General features: G+C 27.8%; 21 protein-coding genes. 1 reads left to right on the top strand and 20 read right to left on the bottom strand.

The window, feature by feature from the left end; genetic code table 11:
- Positions 1 to 8 precede the first annotated feature (8 nt).
- From rsmB to ltaE, 12 genes are all read right to left on the bottom strand, one after another.
- Entirely contained in the window at positions 9 to 1,334 is a 1,326-nt protein-coding gene (gene rsmB, locus IC213_RS01100) for a 16S rRNA (cytosine(967)-C(5))-methyltransferase RsmB (protein ID WP_227862636.1), read from the bottom strand.
- A gap of 61 nt (positions 1,335 to 1,395) precedes the next feature.
- Positions 1,396 to 2,097 (bottom strand): zinc metallopeptidase, encoded by a 702-nt coding sequence (locus IC213_RS01095; protein ID WP_227432477.1) that lies wholly within the window; start codon positions 2,095 to 2,097, stop codon positions 1,396 to 1,398.
- 69 nt (positions 2,098 to 2,166) lie between these two features.
- Positions 2,167 to 2,919, bottom strand: coding sequence for a DUF116 domain-containing protein (locus tag IC213_RS01090; RefSeq protein WP_227432476.1), 753 nt, complete (start codon positions 2,917 to 2,919; stop codon positions 2,167 to 2,169).
- Positions 2,920 to 2,928: 9 nt separating this feature from the next.
- Positions 2,929 to 3,858 (bottom strand): methionyl-tRNA formyltransferase, encoded by a 930-nt coding sequence (fmt, locus tag IC213_RS01085; protein WP_227432475.1) that lies wholly within the window; start codon positions 3,856 to 3,858, stop codon positions 2,929 to 2,931.
- 14 nt (positions 3,859 to 3,872) lie between these two features.
- Positions 3,873 to 4,313, bottom strand: a complete 441-nt coding sequence (def, locus tag IC213_RS01080) for a peptide deformylase (protein ID WP_227432474.1) — start codon at positions 4,311 to 4,313, stop codon at positions 3,873 to 3,875.
- Between the two features lie 17 nt (positions 4,314 to 4,330).
- Positions 4,331 to 6,820 (bottom strand): primosomal protein N', encoded by a 2,490-nt coding sequence (priA, locus tag IC213_RS01075; RefSeq protein WP_227482878.1) that lies wholly within the window; start codon positions 6,818 to 6,820, stop codon positions 4,331 to 4,333.
- Positions 6,821 to 7,100: 280 nt separating this feature from the next.
- Positions 7,101 to 8,300 (bottom strand): bifunctional phosphopantothenoylcysteine decarboxylase/phosphopantothenate--cysteine ligase CoaBC, encoded by a 1,200-nt coding sequence (gene coaBC / locus IC213_RS01070; RefSeq protein ID WP_227862635.1) that lies wholly within the window; start codon positions 8,298 to 8,300, stop codon positions 7,101 to 7,103.
- A 4-nt stretch (positions 8,301 to 8,304) separates the two neighbouring features.
- Positions 8,305 to 8,571 (bottom strand): DNA-directed RNA polymerase subunit omega, encoded by a 267-nt coding sequence (gene rpoZ, locus IC213_RS01065; protein WP_227432471.1) that lies wholly within the window; start codon positions 8,569 to 8,571, stop codon positions 8,305 to 8,307.
- 2 nt (positions 8,572 to 8,573) lie between these two features.
- Positions 8,574 to 9,191: a guanylate kinase gene (gene gmk / locus IC213_RS01060; protein ID WP_227432470.1), complete on the bottom strand. Its 618-nt coding sequence runs from the start codon at positions 9,189 to 9,191 to the stop codon at positions 8,574 to 8,576.
- 29 nt (positions 9,192 to 9,220) lie between these two features.
- A complete protein-coding gene (locus IC213_RS01055; RefSeq protein WP_227482880.1) occupies positions 9,221 to 10,102 on the bottom strand; it encodes a YicC/YloC family endoribonuclease in 882 nt (293 codons plus the stop codon).
- A gap of 3 nt (positions 10,103 to 10,105) precedes the next feature.
- Entirely contained in the window at positions 10,106 to 10,936 is an 831-nt protein-coding gene (dapF, locus tag IC213_RS01050) for a diaminopimelate epimerase (protein ID WP_227482881.1), read from the bottom strand.
- 287 nt (positions 10,937 to 11,223) lie between these two features.
- Positions 11,224 to 12,258, bottom strand: coding sequence for a low-specificity L-threonine aldolase (gene ltaE, locus IC213_RS01045; protein ID WP_227862634.1), 1,035 nt, complete (start codon positions 12,256 to 12,258; stop codon positions 11,224 to 11,226).
- 310 nt (positions 12,259 to 12,568) lie between these two features.
- On the opposite strand from ltaE, the gene IC213_RS01040 reads away from it, so the two are divergent.
- Positions 12,569 to 14,344 (top strand): NFACT family protein, encoded by a 1,776-nt coding sequence (locus IC213_RS01040; RefSeq protein WP_227432466.1) that lies wholly within the window; start codon positions 12,569 to 12,571, stop codon positions 14,342 to 14,344.
- Positions 14,345 to 14,533: 189 nt separating this feature from the next.
- On the opposite strand, the gene cplR is transcribed toward IC213_RS01040, so the two are convergent.
- From cplR to IC213_RS01000, 8 genes are all read right to left on the bottom strand, one after another.
- Positions 14,534 to 16,192 (bottom strand): ABC-F type ribosomal protection protein CplR, encoded by a 1,659-nt coding sequence (gene cplR, locus IC213_RS01035; protein WP_227824208.1) that lies wholly within the window; start codon positions 16,190 to 16,192, stop codon positions 14,534 to 14,536.
- A 292-nt stretch (positions 16,193 to 16,484) separates the two neighbouring features.
- Complete coding sequence (locus tag IC213_RS01030; protein WP_227432465.1) at positions 16,485 to 17,693, bottom strand: uracil-xanthine permease family protein; 1,209 nt, start codon at positions 17,691 to 17,693, stop codon at positions 16,485 to 16,487.
- Between the two features lie 284 nt (positions 17,694 to 17,977).
- The gene (gene pyrR / locus IC213_RS01025; RefSeq protein ID WP_227862633.1) at positions 17,978 to 18,511 is read right to left on the bottom strand and encodes a bifunctional pyr operon transcriptional regulator/uracil phosphoribosyltransferase PyrR; all 534 of its coding nucleotides are present in this window, start codon (positions 18,509 to 18,511) and stop codon (positions 17,978 to 17,980) included.
- Positions 18,512 to 18,873: 362 nt separating this feature from the next.
- Positions 18,874 to 19,821, bottom strand: coding sequence for an RluA family pseudouridine synthase (locus IC213_RS01020; RefSeq protein WP_227862632.1), 948 nt, complete (start codon positions 19,819 to 19,821; stop codon positions 18,874 to 18,876).
- A complete protein-coding gene (lspA, locus tag IC213_RS01015; protein WP_227432462.1) occupies positions 19,790 to 20,236 on the bottom strand; it encodes a signal peptidase II in 447 nt (148 codons plus the stop codon). Before lspA ends, IC213_RS01020 begins: the two co-directional genes overlap by 32 nt.
- 302 nt (positions 20,237 to 20,538) lie before the next feature.
- Positions 20,539 to 21,318, bottom strand: a complete 780-nt coding sequence (locus tag IC213_RS01010) for a polysaccharide deacetylase family protein (RefSeq protein ID WP_227432461.1) — start codon at positions 21,316 to 21,318, stop codon at positions 20,539 to 20,541.
- A 50-nt stretch (positions 21,319 to 21,368) separates the two neighbouring features.
- Complete coding sequence (locus tag IC213_RS01005) at positions 21,369 to 21,851, bottom strand: TraR/DksA C4-type zinc finger protein (protein WP_227432460.1); 483 nt, start codon at positions 21,849 to 21,851, stop codon at positions 21,369 to 21,371.
- Positions 21,852 to 22,032: 181 nt separating this feature from the next.
- On the bottom strand, positions 22,033 to 23,454 hold the full coding sequence (locus tag IC213_RS01000) for a carbon starvation protein A (RefSeq protein WP_227432459.1): 1,422 nt from the start codon (positions 23,452 to 23,454) through the stop codon (positions 22,033 to 22,035).
- Positions 23,455 to 23,550 lie beyond the last annotated feature (96 nt).

Below are 23,550 nucleotides of genomic sequence, written 5' to 3'. Positions count from 1 at the left end.
TCTATTCACTACCTTATTCTCTTTAATTTTGCTATAAAAAACCCATCTATACCATGAATATTAGGATATATTTTTAAATATCCTTTATCTTGATTGTCTAAATCTACGTTTACTGTGTCAATTGGAGTCAATTCAAAATTATTATATTCTTCAATAAAAGAAGTAATTATATTTATGTTTTCCATATCTTGAACTGTACATGTACTATAGACTAAAGTTCCTCCAATTTTAACATACTTTGATGCATTTTCTAATATTTTCTTTTGTATAGAAGTAATATCTTCCAACTCTTCTTCTTGCTTATATTTAATTTCTGGTTTACGTCTTATTATACCAAGACCAGAACAAGGAACATCTGCTAAAACATAATCAAATTTATTTATGCTATTTTCATCAATTTCAGAAGCATCAAATCCTTCTACACATACATTTTTTAGACCAAGTCTATTTACAGTAGCTTTTATAAGCTTTAGTTTATGCTCAAAAATATCTCTAGCTATTACTTGACCTGTATTATTCATTAAAGTGGCTAAGTGAGTAGATTTTCCACCAGGAGCACTACATACATCCAAAATCAATGAATCTTCCTTTGGATTAATTACTTTCCCTACTATCATAGAACTTATATCTTGAATTGTAAATAAACCAGCCTTAAATAACTCATTATTTTCTATATTTTTTAATTTTTCGACTTTTATAGCTTCTTCCACCATAGGGACTTTCAAACACATAATACCCTTTTCATTTAATTTTTCAATAAGCTCTTCTCTGCTAATTTTAAGTGTATTTGTTCTTATATAAATACTAGGTTTTTCATTGTTTGCTTCTAATAAATCTTCAGTAAATTCTTGTCCAAAATTTTCTATCCAATTTTTTATAATCCAAGAGTTATAAGAATACTTTATAGATAAGTATTTTACACTATCTTCCTCAGTTATGTCCATTATAGTATCTTTATTTCTTATTTCATTTCTAAGAATAGCATTTATAAAACCAGAAGATTTTTTATCATATTTTTTAGATAACTTAACAGTTTCATTAACTGCTGCATAATCTGATATACTATTTAAAAATAAAATTTGATATGTTCCCATTCTTAAAAAGATTTTAACATAAGTTGACATTTTTTTTACTTTTATTTTTGAAAGTTTATTAATTATATAATCTAAGTAATATTTATTTTCTACTACTCCATAGATTAACTCTGTTGCAAGTCCTCTATCCATATCACTTATTTCTAAGTTTTTAAAATGCTTATTTATTGCAATATTTGAATAGTTATTATTTTTCTCTATATCACATAATACTTTAAATCCAATTTCTCTTGCATCCATATAAATTTCTCCCTTTTATTAAACATAAAAAAGGGTTGTTTCTAAACAACCCACTTTATTTTTAGTCATCTCTTCTTTGAGCTATTAGTAACAATCTAAGTAATTGAAGTATTGAAACTAGTGCTGCTGCAACATATGTTAAAGCTGCTGCTGAAAGCACTTTTCTACTTTGTCTTACCTCACCCTCATCTATAATACCTAGATTTCCAAGTTGAACAATTGCTCTACTAGAAGCATTAAATTCTACAGGCAATGTTATTATTTGGAATAGTACTGAAGCTGAAAACAATAGTATCCCAATTTTTAGAAATGGCCCAGCCATAATAAATCCTAGAAATATTAAAAACCAAGAAATACTTGAAGCAAAGTTTACTACTGGCACCAAACTACTTCTTATTTGAAGAGGTGCATAACCTTTAGCATGTTGCATTGCATGACCACATTCATGTGCAGCTACTGCAACAGAAGTTATTGATGTTCCATAATATACATCTTCTGATAATCTTACAGTTTTTCTTCTTGGGTCATAGTGGTCACTTAAATGACCTCTAACCATTTCTATCCTTACATCATACAAACCATTTGAATCAAGTACTCTTCTTGCTGTCTGTTCTCCAGTATATCCTCTACGTGTATTTACTCTTAAATACTTATTTGTTGTTGAGCTCACTTTAAATTGAGCATATGCAGTGAATAATATAGCTGGAATTAATATAATCATCGTTGGGTCAAATCCCCAAAAGCCGCCATATACAGGGTACATAAATAACACTCTCCTAAAATATATTTTTATTATACATCCTCTTTAATATTCACATAACTTAAAAACAGTTTAATTACAAGCTAATATCTCTTTTCCTGTTAAAAAGCTTATAGCTTTTTCAATATCTACTATGTCTACATTAGTATTTATACAAGGTCCATTAGGTCTTTTATTAAATACTCCTAAAACAGGAATTTTTTTTATATCTTGTATTCCAGATGTTAAATCTCTCTCACATGCAACAGCTATAACAGCTTTAGGTTTATTGTCAATTATAATTTTTCTAGCTAGAGTCCCTCCTGTAGCTACAAATACTTTTACTTTAACACTTTTATTTAGCTCAGCTAATTCTCCTATATTGCATTTTCCACATTTTTTACAATTATCTATATCATTAGTAACTTTTAGTTTGCAACTATTCTCTTGAATACAATGAGGTATTAAAATTATTATATCCTCTGGATTAAAATTATATTTATTACTGTATATATATTCATTATTTAATTTTATATATATTCTTCTAATTTCACTTTTTGACATACCAAATGATGATGCAATAAAAGATATAATGGGAAATAATACACTAACAATTTTAAAATTTATTTTCATTATATTTGAGTTAACATTTTTTCCTTTAATTACTCTATACGTAACTATTGTTGAGCATAGTATTATAAGTATTAGTGATATTACTACAGCATTTATTCCTAAGGAAAATATTTGAGTCAAACTAATTATAAAAAAGTTTGCAACCCCCATTAAAATCCCTAATATTAAGACTAAGATACCAACACTTGTTAAATACTTTTTTATATCTGTCATACTTTTCACCTAACTCAATACTACACCAATTTCTATAGTATTTCCTTTTATATATTCTCCAACTAGCATTCTCTTTTTATTTGGCATCTGAATTTCTTCAATTAAAAGTACCTTATCTTTAGTACTTACTTTTATGCCATCTTTATTTACCTCAATTATTGTACCTGCTTCTTTGTTACTTTCTTCCTCTAATACTTTAGTTTTCCAGATTTTCATCGTTACACCATTATAAGTAGTATAAGCACTTGGCCATGGATTTACACCTCTAACTAGATTGTGTATTTCCTTAGCATTTTTTGAAAAGTCTATATTACCTAGTGATTTATTCATTATTGGTGCATAAGAAAATTCCTCATGATTTTGTACTTCTCTTGGAGCAGTTCCTGCTTCTATCAACTTTAATGTTTCTTTTAAAGTTTCTGCTCCTATATTCATCATTTTATCATGAAGTTCTCCTGCTGTTATATTTTCATCAAGATTTACTTCTGTCTTTAATATCATATCTCCAGTGTCTAACCCTTCATCCATATACATAGTTGTAACACCAGTTTTTTCTTCGCCATTGATTATTACCCAATTTATAGGCGCCGCACCTCTATATTTTGGAAGTAAAGAAACATGGACATTTATACATCCAAACTTAGGAATTTCTAATATTTCTTTTGGAAGTATTTGCCCAAAAGCTACAACTACCATTACATCTGGCTTTAAAGATTTCATTGTATCTATAAAATCTTTGTCTCTAGCTTTAATTGGTTGATATACAGGTATATTATTTTCAATTGCAAGTTCTTTTACTGGACTCATGCCAAGTTTTTTACCTCTTCCTTTTGGTTTATCTGGCTGAGTTACAACTCCTAGTATTTCATACTTTTCATCTATTATTTTTTGTAAACAAGGAACTGCTATATCAGGAGTTCCCATAAATACTATTTTCATCAAATCAACCCCTACTATTTTTCTATTTTATCAACAAACAATATTCCCTCTAGATGGTCTATTTCATGACAAAACGCTCTAGCTAAAAGTTCTTCCCCTTCTAGCTCTATTGTTTCTCCATTTCTATTTAAAGCTCTAACTTTTACATAGTTTGGTCTTTTAACCTCTCCAGATTCTCCAACAACACTTAAACAACCTTCATCATCTATTTGTTCTCCAGATGTTTCTATTATTTCTGGGTTTATAAGTTCTATAAGTTCTTCTCCAATATCAATTACTACAACTCTTTTTAAAATTCCAACTTGAGGTGCAGCTAGTCCAACACCATCTGCATCATACATAGTTTCTGCCATATCGTCTAACAATTGTATTATTTTTGCATCAATTTTTTCAACTTTTTTTGATTTCTTTCTTAGTACTGGTTCTCCTATTTGAACTATTTGTCTTAAAGCCATTACACTTCCTCCTAAATTTATAATACACTATTTGGATTAATATCTATAGATACATTAATATTCTTATTAAATATCAAATCTCGTTTTGTTATACATATATATTTTATTATACCCTTTAAGAGATTAATTTCAATATTTTCATCTTTAAAGAGTATTTGCCATCTATAATTTTGATTTATTTTTGATATTGAGCATGGATTGGGTCCTAATATAAACCCTAAGTCGTTTATACCCCTTTTTTCTAATAAATAAATCAAAGATGCATGCATATTTTTTATATTTTTTATAACTAATCTTTCATCTTCACCACTAACAACTACGCTTAACATGTTATTAAAAGGAGAATATCCAAATGCCTTTCTTATCTTTATCTCATCTTCATAAAAACCTTCATAATTATACTCTATGGCATGCTTAATAGCATAATGCTCAGTATCATATGTTTGAAGTACTACTTTACCTTCTTTGTCTGCTCTTCCTGCCCTTCCAGAAACTTGAGTTATCAACTGAAAGGTTGTTTCAAAACTTTTAAAATCAGGAAAATTTAGTATCATGTCTGCTGACAAAATACCTACTAAAGTTACATTATCAAAATCCAATCCTTTACTTAACATCTGAGTTCCTATCAATACATCTGCTTCTTTATCTTTGAACTTATTTAGTATTTCCTCTAATGAACCCTTTTTTGATGTTGTATCTTTATCCATTCTCAAAGTTTTTATATTTGGAAAAATACATTTTAACTCTTCCTCAATTTTTTGAGTTCCTACTCCAAATGGCTTAACATAATTACTTCCACATTCTGGGCATTCTTTTGGAATTTCTCTTTCATATCCACAATAATGGCATCTTCCAATATTACTTTTTTTATGATATGTCAAAGATATATCGCAATTTTCACATTGAAACACATAGCCACACTTTCTACATGATACAAAATTTGCATAACCTCTTCTATTTAAAAATAGTATTACCTGACTATTTTCTTCAATCGCACAACTTATTTCTCTTTGAAGTTTTAAACTAAATATACTTCTATTACCTATATCTAATTCATCTTTCATATCTACAACTTCAATATTTGGAAGTGGTTTATTGTTTGCTCTATTTTTTATATTTATAAGTTTATATTCACCAGTTTTTGCTCTATAATACTCTTCAATTGAAGGTGTCGCTGAACCTAAAATAAGAGTTAGATTATTTTTTAATGTCATAAATCTAGCTACTTCTATAGCATTAAACTTAGGATTTTTTTCAGACTTATATGATGACTCATGAAATTCATCAATTATTATCAATCCTAAAGAATTAAAAGGAGCAAATAGTGCTGACCTAGCACCAATTAAAACTCTTATCTTGCCAGCTTTAACAGCTTTATAAACGTCGTGTTTTTCTCCTTCAGATAGTTTACTGTGAAACACTCCAACTAAATCGCCAAACCTACTCTTTAATCTATCTATCGTTTGGGGAGTTAATGCTATCTCAGGAACCAAAAATATACTATCTAAACCTTGGCTTAATGCAAATTCTATTATTTCCATATAAACTTCAGTCTTTCCACTTCCAGTTATACCATGAATTAAATATGGCTTTTTATCATCTATAAACATACTTGAATTTATCTCATCAACCGCTTGTTGTTGCTCATTGTTTAATTTTATACTTTTTGATATAGATTTGTAAATACTTTTTGGCTCTCTATAATAATCTTTAAATTCTAAAGTTATTAACTCTTTCTTACTCAAAGAGTTTATACTCTGCTTTGAAGCATTTAATAAATCCAATAAATCATTTATCTCTACATTTTCATTATTTTTAAGAAAATTTAATATCTCTTTTTGCTTGCTTCCTATGCTTATTTTATTTTGTTCTATATAATCATCAATTTTATCATTTTCTAAACTCAAAGATACATAGCATACTTTCTTCTCATTTTTATGATTTTTGTATTCCCAACATAATTTTATAATTCCATTTTTATTCATTGTATATAGATAATTATTTAGATTCGCTATATATTTTAACTTATCAACCTTAATTTTTCCTTTACTACCAACTACTTTTTCTACTATCTCTCTATTTTTATCACTCAGCTTTGATATCTTTTCATATAATTCAGTCTCACTTAATCCATTTAGCTTTTCACCTAGTAAAACTACTTTGTAATTATTTAGTTTATATCCTTTTGGATATATCAAATTTATACACTCTATATAAGTACACAAATATCTATTTTTCATCCAGTAAACCAACTCTAAATCTTCTTCTCTAAATATTGGATTTTCATCTAATATATCTATGATTTCTTTAGTCTTTATTTTTTCATCTAAATTATTTGTAAGTTGAAATACAAAGGCTTCTGTTGGTTTATTACCTCTTCCAAATGGCACTAATATTCTATGCCCAACACTTATAACTTCCTCTAAAAATACAGGAATTTGATATGTAAATAAATTGTCTGTGTATATAGTATTGCTTCTAACTATTACCTTTGCATATTTTTTCATTGTAAAACTCCTACTTAAAATTAATCTACTGCTCATATTTTAACACATTTCATAATATATCAAAAAAATCTCAGCATATCTAAAAAGTTTCAAGTTATTACTAATATTAGATATATCTTAATAATTAACTATTAATCATATTTTATACTTTACAGCAAAATAAATGCTGAAAACCACAATTTAACTGACATTTGCGAGTTTTTACTCGCTAAAAGTAAATTGCAGCTTTCAGCCACTTTAGCTGTGATAAAATACACAAATATCATATTTAAAAAAGTTCTTATTTCTCAAGTAACACTTTAATCTTATTTAATATAACATTAGCTACTTCTTCCTTTTTCATTTTAGGGTACTCAGTAATATTTCCTTCTGTATCTATTATTTTTACAATATTAGTATCAGTTCTAAAACCAGCTCCCTCTTTAGTTAAATCATTTGCCACAATAAAATCTAAATTTTTCTTTTCAATTTTTCCTTTGGCATGTTCTATTAAGTCATTAGTTTCAGCAGCAAATCCAACTAATATCCTATCTTCCTTTATTTTTCCTATTTCATAAGCAATGTCATAATTCCTACTTAATTCTATTGATAAATCATCATTATTCTTTTTAATTTTTTTGTCAGAATAAGTTTTTGGCTTATAATCTGCAACTGCTGCACTTTGAATTACTATTTTATTTTCTTTTAAATTTGATACTACTGCCTCATACAAATCTTGTGCTGATTCTATTTGTACAAATTTTTTAAGGTTTTGTGGAATAGAGAGATTTGTAGGACCTGATATTAATGTTACATCAGCACCTCTAGATATAGCCTCTTTAGCTATAGAATATCCCATTTTACCAGAAGACCTATTAGTTAAATATCTTACTGGGTCTATACTTTCTACAGTTGGTCCAGCTGTAACTATTATACTTTGACCTTTCAAATCTTGCTCTTTCGTAAGATTGGCTAAAACTGCCTCTACTATTAAATCTGATTTAGCTAGTTTTCCTGCTCCAATATCTCCACATGCAAGTCTTCCACTTTCTGGTTCTATAAATTTATATCCAAATTCCTCTAAAGTTTTTATATTTTTTTGGACAATTGGATTTTCATACATATTAGTATTCATAGCTGGTGCTATTAAAACTTGTGCTTTTGTTGCCATAACAGTAGTTGTTAGCATATCATCAGCTATACCATTTGCAATTTTTCCTATAACATTTGCACTTGCTGGTACTATTAGAAACAAATCTGCCTTTTTTGCTAATGATATATGTTCAACTTCCCAAGATTTTGGTTCTTCAAACATATCTTCTACTACATAATTTTGACTTAGTGATTGAAGTGTAAGTGGTCTAACAAATTCTGTTGCTGATTTTGTCATTATAACATGGATATTTGCATTTAATTTTTTTAATTTACTTACAACATCACAAGCCTTGTATGCAGCTATTCCGCCGCTTATGCCAATTACAACAGTCTTATTTTTTAGCATGACCTTACTCCTCTTCTGAAATTTGTTGATGTTGCTCAGCGTAGTGTCTAGCTTCTTCTATCTCTATTTCTTCTTCTGTCAATAATCTATATGTTATTTTTCCACTTGCAACTTCCTTAGTAGCTACACATACAGGTTTTTCCTTAGCTTTGTTTGGAACATATGGTTCGTCTCCATCAATTAACTTTCTTGCTCTCTTTGAAACAGTCCCTACTAAGTAATATCTGTTGTCTATTTTTTCTAGTACCTCATTGATAGATGGTTTTAACATAATTATAATTCCTCCTTAAATTTCTCTATTATAATATTTTTATATCTGCTAACTTTATTCTTTTCAGATGATATTATACCTTCTATTTCTTTAGCAGATGTTTTCACATCTTCATTAAATATAAAATAATCATAATCCTTAATCATTTTTATTTCTTCATATGCACAACTAAATCTCTTTTCTATTTCTTCTTCTGTCTCTGTACCTCTTCCAACAATTCTATTTTTTAACTCTTCAAGTGATGGAGGTAATACAAATATAAATACTCCTTCTGGACAAACCTCTTTTATTTGTTTTGCTCCTTGCATTTCAATTTCTAGTAGCACATCCTGTCCTTTTTCTAAACATTCCATTATTGCTGCTTTTGGAGTTCCATAAAAATTATCATAAATTTGAGCATACTCCAAAAACTCACCTTTTCCTATCATATCTTCAAACTTTTCTTTACTTATGAAGAAATAATTTACTCCATCAACTTCTCCTGCTCTTGGTTTTCTTGTAGTAGCTGATACAGAAAGTTTTATTGTATCATTCTCTCTAAGTAATTCTTTGCAAATAGTACCTTTTCCTGCACCTGATGGACCTGATACAACTAGCAATAATCCTTTTTTTGTAAACATTTAAATATTCCCCTTCTAATATTGTATTCTTACTCTATGTTTTGTATTTGTTCTCTTATTTTTTCTAACTCACTTTTCACTTCTACTACTAAATTAGTTATATTTATATCAGATGATTTTGAACCTATTGTATTAGTTTCTCTGTTCATCTCCTGTATTAAGAAATCAATTTTTCTACCTATAGAATCGTCTTTAAATATAGTTTTTTTAAGCTGACCAATATGACTTTTAAACCTAACTATCTCTTCTGTTATGCTACTTTTATCTGCATATATTGCAACTTCTTGTGCTAACCTATTTTCATCTATTATACTTGGGTCTTCTAGCATTTCACTTATTCTTGAATTTAGTTTTTCTCTATAGTCTTCTACAACACTACTTGAATATTTTTCAATTTCTTCTATATGATTTTTTAATAAGTCACATCTCATGGTAATATCTTCAGCTAGTTTTTTACCTTCTTCACTTCTCATTTCTCTTAGTTTTATCATTGCATCTTCTACAGCTTGATTTAACATCGACCATAGTAAATCTTCATCTTCATCTTTTTCTTCTATTTTTATAATATCAGGAAATCTTGCAACATTCATAACACTAATATCATCTATAATATCAAATTTGTCTTTTATTTCCTTTAAGATATCTATATATTGAGATGCTAATCCTTCATCAAAATTTAAGTTTACATCTTCTTTGCCTAATAAGTCAAATTTTATGTATAAATCAACTCTTCCTCTTTTTACATAGTTTTTTACTAAATTTCTAACTTTATCCTCTAAAAATGAAATTTTTCTTGGAAGACGTATATTTATATCTGAATATTTATGATTTATTGTTTTACATTCTACTAAAAAATAATAGTTGTCGTCTTTGTATTCTCCTCTTCCAAAACCAGTCATACTTATAGCCATTACCTAAACCTCCAAAACACCTTCACATATTTTTACTGCTGGACCTGTCATATAAGAAAACTCTCCTATATCTATTCGTACTGTTCCACCTTGAGAAGTCACATTTACACTATTTTCTACCATATCAAGTAAATTACATACTATTGCTGATGCAGTCATACCTGTTCCACATCCTAAAGTATATCCACAACCTCTTTCCCAAGTATAGACATGTATATTATACTTATCTTCTACTTTTACAAAATTTACATTCGTTTTTTTCGGAAATATTTTATTATTTTCAATCTCTTTTCCATATTTACAAACTTCATCTACATTTAATTCATCCACTATAACCACAGTGTGAGGAACCCCCATCAACATAGATGTAATCTTAAACTCTTTATCTAAAACTTTTATATTTTCTTGTACAAAACGTTCTTCATCAGTTAACACAGGAACATCTTTAGCTAAAAAACTTCCTTTTCCCATATTAACTTTTATAGTATTTATTTCTCCATTTATAGTGTTTATTTTTATATTTTTTACACCATCTAGTGTATCTACTGTAAAGTTTTCTTTTTTAACTATGCCATTATCATAAACAAACTTACAAAAACATCTAAGTCCATTTCCACACATAGCTGCTCTTGAACCATCAGAATTATAATACACCATTTCTACATCTGCAATTTCTGAATTTTTTACAACTAGTAACCCATCCGCACCTACAGAAAATCTTCTATGGCATACTTTTTTTGCTAAAACAGTATAATTTGATGAATCTATTTGGTCAAATCTTCCATCTATTGCAATAAAATCATTGCCTATTCCATGTAGTTTCCAAAATTTCATAAGTATCGCTCCTTTGTAAATTAACACTTAAACTATTATAACATAAAAAAATTCCCATAAACTTATAATTTATGGGAAAAGTTTTGTAATGACAACTATAATTTGAGGATGTGAGGGAGAGTTGCCATTACAATTAGGGTAATTATATTATGTTTTTAAGCTAGTTCTTTCTATGTTTATATAATAATATTTCTATATGAATTTTATGTATAGTTTATTTAAACTGTATATGAATTTTTTAAATAAAATATTTAGCATCTTCTATTTAGTTTTTTGAACATACCTAATTAGCATACACCTATTAATTCTTTAAGTGTTTTTAAAACATAATCTAAATCTTCTCTAGTAATATCTACATGAGTTACAAATCTATACTCCCCATTTTCCATTTTATTGATTTTTATATTTCTTTCAAAAAACTCTTTTATTAAAACATCTTCTTTTATTACATCTTCACTCATTTTAAAGAATACCATACTCAGGTCTGGACTAGTGTTATTTACTTCAATTCCTTCAATTTTATCCAACTCACAAGCTAAATATTTTGCATTATCATGGTCCTCATTTAATCTCAGTGTCATTTTTTCAATGGCAATTATACCAGCTGCTGCAACTATACCAACTTGTCTCATGCCTCCACCCATAACTTTTTGCTTTCTTCTAGCTTTTGCTATAAATTCTTTACTTCCAGCAAGAATAGAACCCATTGGTGCAGCTAAACCTTTTGATACACAGAACATAACACTGTCACAACATTGTACAATTTCTTTAGCTTCTACACCTAAAGTTAATGCTGCATTGAATAATCTCGCTCCATCTAAATGCACTGGTAAATTGTGTTTTTCAGCTATTTTTTTAATTTCTTTTAAATTGTCAAGGCTTACAACAGTTCCACCTGAATATGCATTTTCTACACATATAAGACCTGTTTGTGGTTCATGTATATCATCTCTCCTAATTGCCTTCTCAACAAGCTCAGGATTAAGAGCTCCACTTTCATCTTCATCTATAGTTCTAAGTTGAACTCCAGCTATTACAGCAGGTGCTCCAACTTCATGAGTCACAATATGATACCCTTTACCAATAATGATTTCTTGACCTCTTAGGCAGTGAGTAAACAAAGCTAACTGATTTCCAAAAGTTCCACTTGGAAGGAAAATAGCATCTTCTTTTCCAACTTTAGCTGCTGCTAATTCTTCAAGTTTATTTACAGTAGGGTCATCTCTAAAGATTGAATCTCCAACAGGAGCCTTTGCCATGACTTCTCTCATTTCATCAGTAGGCATAGTAACAGTATCACTTCTTAAATCAATAAATTTCATTTTTTCAACCTTCTTTCATATTCATATACTATACAGCTTTAATATTTATTTAGCTTTGTAAAGTTTATATACTTTTATAAGTTATTCTTTACACACTAATTATACTACATTTGTTTTATATTTAAGCAAATTTAAATTATTAATTTAAAAATATACTTCCTATTCTCTTGTGAGTATATCCTGTAAGTATAAATAATTATAAAATTTACACATTAATCCATGTTGTTTAAATTCCCCCTAGTCATAGAGCATATATTATGTGTATAATTAATTTACTGACTTATTTTGGTCAAAGAAAGGGGTGCTATACATGGCATTAGATGGATTAGTTATACATTCAATAGTAGATGAATTATCATCAAAGCTTACAGGTGGAAAAATAGATAAGATTCATCAACCTGAAGATGATGAAGTAATTTTTAATATAAGAAACAACAAAGAAAATTTTAGATTGGTTTTAAGTGCAAGTGCTTCAAATCCTAGGGTTTATTTAACAAGCAATTATAAAAAAGAAAATCCGCTAAAGGCGCCTATGTTTTGTATGTTGCTTCGAAAATATATACAAGGTGGAAATATTATAGAAATTTCTCAAATTGGTTTTGAAAGAATAATAAAAATCAGTGTTGAATCTTTAGATGAATTAAAAGAAAAGACAATCAAAAATATTATAATTGAAATTATGGGAAGACATAGTAATATAATAGTAACTCATAATGAAGATGATAAAATTATAGATTCTATAAAAAGAGTGCCTTTTAGTATAAGTAGAGTTCGTCAGGTTTTACCTGGACATAGTTACTCATTGCCACCAAAGCAAGATAAACTTAACCCTCTTGATAATATATCTAAAGATTCGTTTATTAACAATCTAAATGAATTTGATGGACCTATTTTTAAGTCTATATATTCTAAATTTTTAGGTATAAGCCCTACTATCGCCAAAGAAATTTGTTATAGAGCAGATGTAAATCAAAACGCTATTAGCAAAGATATATCTAGTCAACAGTTTGATTCTTTATACAAAGAATTTTGTAGTTTATTTAATGATATAAATTCTAATAAGTTTTCACCTTGTATTGTTATAGATAAAAAATTAGATAAAGTCGTTGATTTCAGTTGTGTCAATCTTACATTGTTTAATGATTTATCATATATCAATAAAGAAAGCATCTCTAATATACTAGAGGATTTCTACAGAACTAAAGATATTAAAGATAGAATCAATCAACGTTCATCTGACTTAAAGAAAAGCATATCTGTTAAACTGGATAGACTTTATAACAAACTTAGAAAACAAGAAGAAGAATTATTAGAGTCTGAAAATGCAGATATTTATAAAGTAAAGGGTGAACTAATTACATCTTATATATATATGGTAGAAAAAGGGATGGAAAGTGTTGATGTTGCCAACTTCTATGATGAAGAGTGTAAAAATGTAACAATAGAATTAAATAAAAATTTGACTCCATCTGAAAACGCTCAAAAATATTTTAAAAAGTATACTAAAATGAAACATGCCAAAGTTGAAATATCTCACCAAATTTCATTAAACAAAGAAGAAATAGATTACTTAGAAAACATAATTTTGAGTATTGAAAACTGTGAAAATTTGGCTGAATTACAAGATATAAAAGAAGAACTTGGTAAAGTTGGATATATCAAAGCCCAAAAGAAAAGTAGTAAAAAAGACACTATTCCTTCTACAAAACCTCATGAATTTATTTCTTCTGATGGATTTAAAATCTTGGTTGGAAAAAATAACAAACAAAATGATTATCTTACATTAAGACTTGCTGATAATGATGACTTATGGATGCATACAAAAAATATTCCAGGTTCTCATGTAATAATAAAATGTGCTGGTAAAGAAATTACTGATAATACTATATTTGAAGGAGCTATGTTAGCTGCATTCTTTAGCAAATCAAAGATTTCTTCTCAAGTACCTGTGGACTACACAAAGAAAAAAAATGTAAAGAAACCTAGTGGTTCTAAACCTGGCATGGTTATCTATGAAACTAATAGTACTATTTATGTTACTCCTGAAGAAGAAATGGTAGCTAAGCTTAAAATTAAATCCGAATAAAATATATCTCATAGATATAAAAATTTCTGACTGGTAAATAATAATATATTTATCATATTAACTAAAAGTAGTGGCATTCTTATTGTACAAGAATGCCACTTTTAAATTTGTTTATTTTTAGTTTTTTAATAATCAATACTTATATTTAAATTGATTAATTTCTATTTTTATAAAAAAACAACGATTAGTTTAATTTTGAACATTATTTTTTATACGTCTAATTTTTTCTAATAGCTCATTATATTCTAATTCATAACACTCTTTTTTTGCATTATCTTTTTCTATTGACAGCATAGATATAATGTTTGTAAGTCTATTTTCTAATACTAAAAGATTTTCTTGTTTAACTTTACTTTCTCTACTAGAAGTTTTTTTATTTCTACTAATGATATAATCACTATAGTTACAATCAAACTCCTTTATATTCTTATCTTTTATTTCTAAAAAATAGTCACAAATATGAGATATAAATACTCTATCATGAGATACTATAAGCATAGTTTTATCAGTATTTATCAATGCTTTTTCCAATGCTTCCATAGATTTTATATCCAAGTAATTAGTTGGCTCATCAAGAACTAAAAAATTATTATCTTCTAGTATTATTTTGCATAAAGCTATCTTTACTTTTTCACCCCCACTAAGAACTTTAACTTTTTTATAAACAGTATCACCTTTAAATCCAAATAAATTTAAATTTATTCTTATAAAAGACTCAGCAAATGAACTATTTGCTTTGATATTGTACAAAATACTCTTTTCCTCATCTAACAAATCTTGATTTTGGTCAAAATAACCTATCTTTACTTTGTTATTTATCCTTATACAATCATTTTTATTACTAAGTATTTCTTTTATCAGAGTACTTTTTCCACATCCATTATCGCCTAATAAAGCTATTTTCTTACCTCTTTTTACCTTGAAAGAAATATTATCTAGTAAAAGCTTTTTTCCCACATTTAAACTTAAATCCTTTAATTCCACTAAGTTTTTGCTGATTATTTCCATACCATCCTGTATTTTAATATTCATATTTGTACAAACTTTAGGCTTATCCTTTACTTCCAATTTCTCAATTCTACTTTTTAATGCTTTTACACTTGAATCTATTTTTTTCTTATTTGTTTGACCACCCATTTTATGGAGTCTAGCTTCTGAATTCCCCATTCGTTTTGGAGTCTTCCTTATACCATCACTTAAAGCTTTTTTGCCTAAAAGAGCTTTCTCCAATCTTTTTTTTTCATTTATATATTCATGATATTCAAAGTCAGATCTTTTTGTATCCGCATCCTTTTGTTCTAAATAATCAGTGTAATTACCTTTATAAACTTTTAATTTGCCACCTTCCAATTCCAATATAGTTGTACATAATTCATCTAAAAAACGTCTGTCATGAGATATTAATAATAATGCTCCTTTATGTCTCTTAAACATATTTTCCAAAATATCTATACTCTTTTTATCTAAATTTGAAGTTGGTTCATCTGCTATTATTATATTTTTCTTATTATTCAGTGCATCTGCTATCTTTAGCTTAACTTTTTCTCCTCCAGATAAATAATCTTCAAATTTATCTGGCGCATTTAATAGACTTTTTTCTTTACTATCATTACATTTTTCAATATTATTTTCACTCTGACTTATATATGAATAGCTATCTGTAAGATAAACACAACCTTCATCAATTTCTATTTCACCCAATATTGCTTTTAATAAAGTTGTTTTTCCCTGACCATTTGAACCCACTAAACCTATTCTCTCATTCTCTAATATTTCAAGTTTATCTATATCCAAAATTAATTTATCAGCATAATATTTTTTTAAATTTTCTACTTTTATTAACATCATAAAAAAATCCCTCCCTGGTATACTTAAATATAAGGAGAGATTTACATAAATAGGCACAATAACTAAACGTATAGACTATAATCTACTCTCCTTAATTTAAGCATTATAAATAAAGCCACCAATATAGGCTTTTCAAAATTTACAATACTTTAAATTATAAAAAATAGATTATATTCTCATCTTCCCAGTTACCTTACCCTTTCTTTTATTTATTTTTAATCATTATATCAACATTGATTGCCAATGTCTATAAAAAATTGATAATTTAAAATAATATATACTTAATTAATTATTATTTTTCAACTTTAAAATCTTGATTATTCAATATTCTATTTAGTACAATACCTACAATCGCAGCCAAACTAAGACCAGTTATCTTTACAGTACTTGTTATAGGAATTCCTATAGAAATCCCTTTATTAGATAAGTAAGTTGTTCCAAGACCTATCAATAATATAACTGCTATTATCAATATATTTACTTTACTTTCTACACAAGAACTATCTTTTATAGTTTTTAATCCAACATAAGTTATCATTGAAAATAACATTATACTGATTCCACCCATAACTGAACCTGGTATACTTTGAAGAAATCCTCCAAACTTTCCTACACATGCAAGCAATATAGCAAATACTGCTGTACGTCTAAGTATTGAAGGGTCATAGTTTTTAGTTATCGCCAGTACTGCTGTGTTTTCCCCATAAGTAGTGTTAGCTGGTCCACCTAAGCATCCTGCTACTATAGTTGCAAATCCATCACCAAGTAATGTTCTGTTTAATCCTGGATTCTCTATAAAGTTTTTTCCTACAACAGCACCATTAGTAGTCATATCTCCTATATGCTCCATAAATACAGCTAAAACAACTGGAGATATAATCACAATTGCTCCTAAGCTAAATTTAGGAATTGTAAAGTCAGGTATAGCAAGTAAACTTGCTTCTGTAATTGTAGTTATGTCTACTAATCCTAGTACCAAACATATTATATATCCAGAAAAAACAGCTATTAATATACCTAATTGTTTTATAAATCCTCTACCAAACTTATTAGTCAAAATTGCTATTGCTAAAGTCAAAAAAGCTATTATAAAATTAGCTGAAGCCATATTAAAAGCTGTTGGTAATAAATTCAAACCTATAACTGCTATCATAGCTCCTGTAACTTGTGCTGGAAAATATAACTTAATTTTATCCACCCCAACTAATTTTACTATAATTGACATTATAATATAAATTAATCCTGCTACTATTATACCACCCTGAGCATATGCCAAATCTCCTCCATAAGCTTCTTTAGCTGCTAGTATAACAGGAATAAAAGCAAAACTTGAACCTAAAAATGCAGGTACTTTTCCTTCTGTACAAAAATGAAATATCAATGTACCAACACCAGCGCAAAAAATTGCAACTGATGGATTAAAGCCTGTTAAAATGGGAACTAATACTGTCGCTCCAAACATGGCCAATAAATGTTGTAAAGACATTATCGTTTTTTTCATAAAAACCTCCAAAAATTATTATATATGAATAAATCCTTTGTTCAATTAATATCTTTTAATTAATTATAATTCCCTAGATTCTATTTTTTAATCTCTATATACTTACTGTACAAACTATCATTTTTTTACATTTTACGACATTGAAAACCAAAATAAAGGAGAATAGAGACTACATTAATATACACATTAATAAACTTGTATTATTTATTTTGTGCAATATATGTAAGCTTTATCCTCCTCCATGACTATACAATGCTGAGCTTTTATATAATATTAAAAAACCACTATTCTTTGATTGTAACTGAATCTTCTCCATCAATTTCTAATAAACTAACAGATATAATTTCATGTCTTGAAGTAGGGACATTTTTTCCTACATAATCTGCTCTTATAGGCAATTCTCTATGTCCTCTGTCCACTAATACTGCTAATTGTATTGATTTAGGTCTTCCTATATCAACAATAGCATCAAGTGCTGCTCTTACAGTTCTTCCTGTATATAACACATCATCAACTAAAACTACTGTTTTATCATCTACATTAAAATCTAGATATGTTCCTTTGACTACTGGTTCAACATTAATTTTTTCTAAGTCATCTCTATAAAGTGTTATATCAATATCACCAGTATCTACTTTTGTTCCTTCTATTTGTTCTATTTTTTTAGATATTCTATTTGCGATTGGTACACCTCTAGTCTTTATTCCAACTAAGACTAGGTTTTCTACACCTTTATTTCTTTCAATTATCTCATGACTTATCCTAGTAATTGCTCTTGCTATAGCCTTTTCATCCATTAATTGAGCTTTTTCTACCATATCATAACTATTGTCAAAAAAATATATTCTCTTTTATTTTGACAAATCTACTCCTCTCTCTTAAATTTTTATAGAACCACTTTATTAAAATTTTCAATTTAAACAACAAAAAACTTCTCATCACAAGACAAGAAGCTTTTATATAAAAAAATATATAGTCTAATTCAGCAATTGTCTTACGATATCTCTGTATCGTTTAAAGATAATTTTTATACTCCATTAACTCAAATTATATATTTATATTTCAAATTTTTCAAGCTTTTTTAATCAAAATACTTTAATATAAAATATTTTAGCTAAACTTCACTAATTTTATCACTTGTATAAATCTAATTAGATGATTTATAATATCATACAAACTTTTATTTAATTTTTCTAAGAACTTCCTTAAAGTATTCTGGTAATTCTGAATCAAATTCAATATATTCCTTAGTGGTAGGATGTATAAATCCCAATTTCTTAGCATGTAAAGTTTGTCCCTTTAGTTTAAACTTATTTTCTTTAGGTCCATATACACTATCACCTAAAAGCGGATGATTTATAGATGAGGCATGAACTCTTATTTGATGAGTTCTACCAGTTTCAAGTCTAGCTCTCATATGAGTAAATTTATCAAATCTTTCTACCACTTCAAAATGAGTTACTGCATTTCTTCCATCTTTTACTACAGCCATTTTTAATCTATCCTTAGGATTTCTTCCTATTGGTTTGTCTACAGTTATTTTATCTTCTTTAACTACACCATAACATATAAATTCATACTCCCTAGTTATAGAATGCTCTTTTAATTGTTCTGCTAAAAAATTATGTGCATAATTATTTTTAGCTACCATAAGAAGACCAGAAGTATCTTTGTCTATTCTATGAACTATACCAGGTCTAATAACACCATTTATTGATGATAACTTATCTTTACAATGATACAAAATTCCATTTACCAATGTATTTTCATAATTTCCAGGAGCAGGGTGAACAACCATATCCTGAGACTTGTTAATTATTAAAATATCATCATCTTCAAATACAATATCTATTGGTATATTTTGAGCTACAACCTCTAGAACTTTAGGTTCTGGTATTTCTATAATAATCTTATCTTCTTCTTTAACTAAATATTTTGCTTTTTCTACTTTATTATTAACTTTTACTTTACCATCTTTTATAATTTTTTGTATGTAGCTTCTTGACATATCTCCTAATTGTTCTGCTAGATAAACATCAAGTCTAACCTCTTCTTCCTCTTCAAGCACTAAAAACTCTCTTACATTCTCCATCAAATCACCTACTTTTACTTTCAAAAAATAAAACATATATACATAAAAATACAGTTCCTACAACTACAAATACATCAGCTACATTAAATACATACTCCCATATAATCCTAAAGTCAAAATAATCTACTACAAACCCTAATCTAACTCTATCAATTAGATTTCCTAATGCACCAGATATTATTAATATGATTCCCAACTTTCCAGATGTATGTACTTTTCTTGTATTGAGATAATATAACCCAAATACTGTTGCAATTAGTGCAACTATTATAAATATCCATTGATTATTTTGTAATAGTCCAAATGCTGCACCTCTATTTTCAACATAAGTTAGATGAAATACATTCTTTATTATTGGTATTGTAGACACATTCACCAAATTATTTAACACCCATAGTTTAGACAATTGGTCTAATCCTATAAGCAGAATTATTATTAACACATATAACAATGATTTTTCCCCCTATAAATTATTTAAAAATCAATTTTGATTGAAATTCACTATTACCATTATACAAAAAAAATACTATAAAGAGCAACTCTGTTAAAATTGAATTTTTTAGTAAAACTAATCAAAAATAATATTAACCCTTCTATATTATAAATTGCTACAAATTTAAAATTACATTATTATGTATAAAAAATTTCAAAATACTCTATTATTCAATACTTTTTGTGTATTTTATAGCTTAAAGATTAATGATGCTTGTATTTTAGATTTACAAGCATCATTAGTCTTTAAACAAATATCTTTTATTTTTGTACTTGTTGATTTTTATCTAAATGTTGTATAAGTTCAGATACTGTTACAAATTTATACCCTTTTTCTTTTAACTTGGGAATTACTACTTCCAAAGCCTGTATAGTCTGTGATTTATTGTTTCTTTTATTATTATAATCATGTAGAAGTATTATATTTCCATTTTGTACTTTTGTAAGAATAGTATTAATAATACTATCAACGCCAGGATTTGACCAATCTCTAGGGTCCAAGTTTGACCAAAGAATTATATTCATACCTTTAGAAACTATAATATCACATACACTTTTGCTCATAGCTCTATATGGAGGTCTAAATATTTTGGGCTCTACTCCAATTACACTCTTTACAGCATTTTGTGTATCTGTTATTTCTTTTTCTACTTTATTATAACTATTTTTTTCAACATTTATATGTGTAAATGTATGATTACCTATCTCATGCCCTTCCTCATACTGTCTTTTTAGTAATTCCTTGTTATATGCAACTTTTTCTCCAACCACAAAAAAAGTTGCTTTTACATTATTTTTCTTTAGTATATCAAGTACTTGTGGTGTAAAGTCTTCATCTGGCCCATCATCAAAAGTCAATGCTAAAATTTTTTCGTCCTCATTTCCTTGCTTGATTATTACATCTTCATAATCGTTCTTTATATTGTCATTTAGACTATAAGCTTCTTTTACGCTATTTTGATTATGTGTATTATGACTATATGTATATACGCCTACTATTGATAATACACATATACATATACCCCACATTACTTTTTTCATGTCATTACCTCTTTTCTTAATTCGTTCTAACAATATATGATGTCAATTTTTTAATCTCTTAATGTTCCGTTTTTGTTTAAATCAGTTAAATTTGTTAGGTCTGTTGAATAAAAATTAGAATCCTCCACTTCAGGAGTTTCACTTGCGTGTCCTAATAAATCCTCTTCTTTTTTTGCACACTCATTGCATAAATTTGTATCAGGTAGTATATCCAATCTTTCTAAATCTATTTTATTATGACATAAATCACAAAGTCCGTATGTCCCATTTTCTATTTTAGATAATGCCATATCTATTTGATACAATCTACCTTCTTCATGATTTATTAAACTATTTTGCATATTTTGCATATATAAATCTGTTCCCATATCTCCTATATGATTATCATAACTAGATAACTCTCCTGATGAATACTTTTCACTGGTATGTTTATTTGTATCTCCAAATAAAGTATTGTCTTTCATATCTCCCACTAAATTAGTCAAATTTGCTCTTTCTTTCAATAATTTATCTTTGTATTTTTTAGTATCCATTTTTAACACCTCTAATTTTAATATTTATATCATAAAAATAGTATGTGGAAAACTAAATTAAAAATACAATAAAAAGTAAGATTTGATTTTTTCAAAAAAAATTGTAGGCAAATTTTAAATTCACCTACAAATTTTTAAAACACATTTAAATGTTATATTTTTATTTTTTATAATAATTATATTAACTTGCTAATTTATGAGTATTTTGTTCTTTTATATCTTTAGCTTTTTTAAAGAATAAAATACCAAGAATTATTGCAACAGCAACACCTATTCCATTAGATATATTTACTGGTAGTCTAAAACCTTCTTTTGCCTGCATTATATAACTAAATGTTACTACAGTCATAAAAAGCGCTGGCAATGTAGTTATGTAGTGGTTTTTATTTGCTTTAACCAAATATGCAGAACCAGTCCATAACATTATCATAGCAAGTGTTTGATTTGCCCAAGAGAAGTATCTCCAAATTATATTAAAATCTATAAATGTAAGAGCAACACCTACTGCAAATAGTGGTAAAGCTATTAAAAATCTATTTTTAACTGCATCTTGATTGTAGTTCATTGCATCAGCTATTGTTAATCTAGCACTTCTAAATGCTGTATCACCTGAAGTTATAGGACATGCTACAACACCAAGTATAGCCAAAGCTCCTCCAATAGGCCCCATCAATCCAACAGATACTGTATTAACAACAGTAGCTGCTCCACCATCATTAAATATTACATTAAGTTGAGGTATACCATGGAAGTATGACATAGCTGCTGCTGCCCAAACTAAAGCTATTATTCCTTCTGCAACCATTGAACCATAAAATACTGGTCTTGCTTCACTTTCTCTTTCAACACATCTTGCCATAAGTGGTGATTGTGTTGCATGAAAACCTGATATTGCCCCACATGCTATTGTTATAAATAAATATGGGAATAGGGGTGTTCCATTTGGATTCATATTTTGTAAATTTATATTTGGTATGTTATATCCCTTTATTATTAATCCTCCTGCTACACCTACTGCCATAATTAATAAAGCTGCTCCAAATAAAGGATATATTTTTCCAATTAACTTATCTATTGGCAAAACAGTAGCCATTATATAATAAAGAATTATTACTCCAACCCATATTTGTGTATTTACTCCTGTTAATGTTTTTAGTAATCCTGCTGGACCTGTTATAAAAACAACTCCAACCAATACCAAAAGAATAACGCTAAATATTCTCATTGCTATTTTTGCACTATTGCCTAAGTAAAGACCTACTAACTCTGATGCAGATGTACCTTTATTCTTCATAGATAAATATCCAGAAGCAAAGTCATGTACACCACCTGCAAAAATTGTCCCAAATACTATCCATAAAAATGCTGATGGCCCAAATAATGCACCTTGTATAGCACCAAATATAGGACCTAAACCTGCGATATTTAAGAATTGAATTAAGAAAATTCTTTTCCATTTCATTGGAACATAATCTACACCATCTCTACAAGCTATAGCTGGAGTTTGATTTTTATCATTAATTCCAAAAACCTTTTCTACAAAAGTACCATAAATAAAATAACCTACTATAAGTACCACCATTGAACCTAAAAAACTTACCATAAATTCATCCCCTTAGTTTTTTTATAATTGCTTTATAAATTTTTATAAGTTTAAGAAAACTATTTCCAGTTCAAATAGTAATACTTTTTTGTACTA

The organism is Clostridioides sp. ES-S-0049-02, assembly GCF_020658465.1.
In the GTDB taxonomy this organism is placed as follows: domain Bacteria; phylum Bacillota; class Clostridia; order Peptostreptococcales; family Peptostreptococcaceae; genus Clostridioides.
The sequence above is the reverse complement of the archived record's forward strand: the minus strand, read 5'-3'. Positions and strand labels throughout refer to the sequence as shown.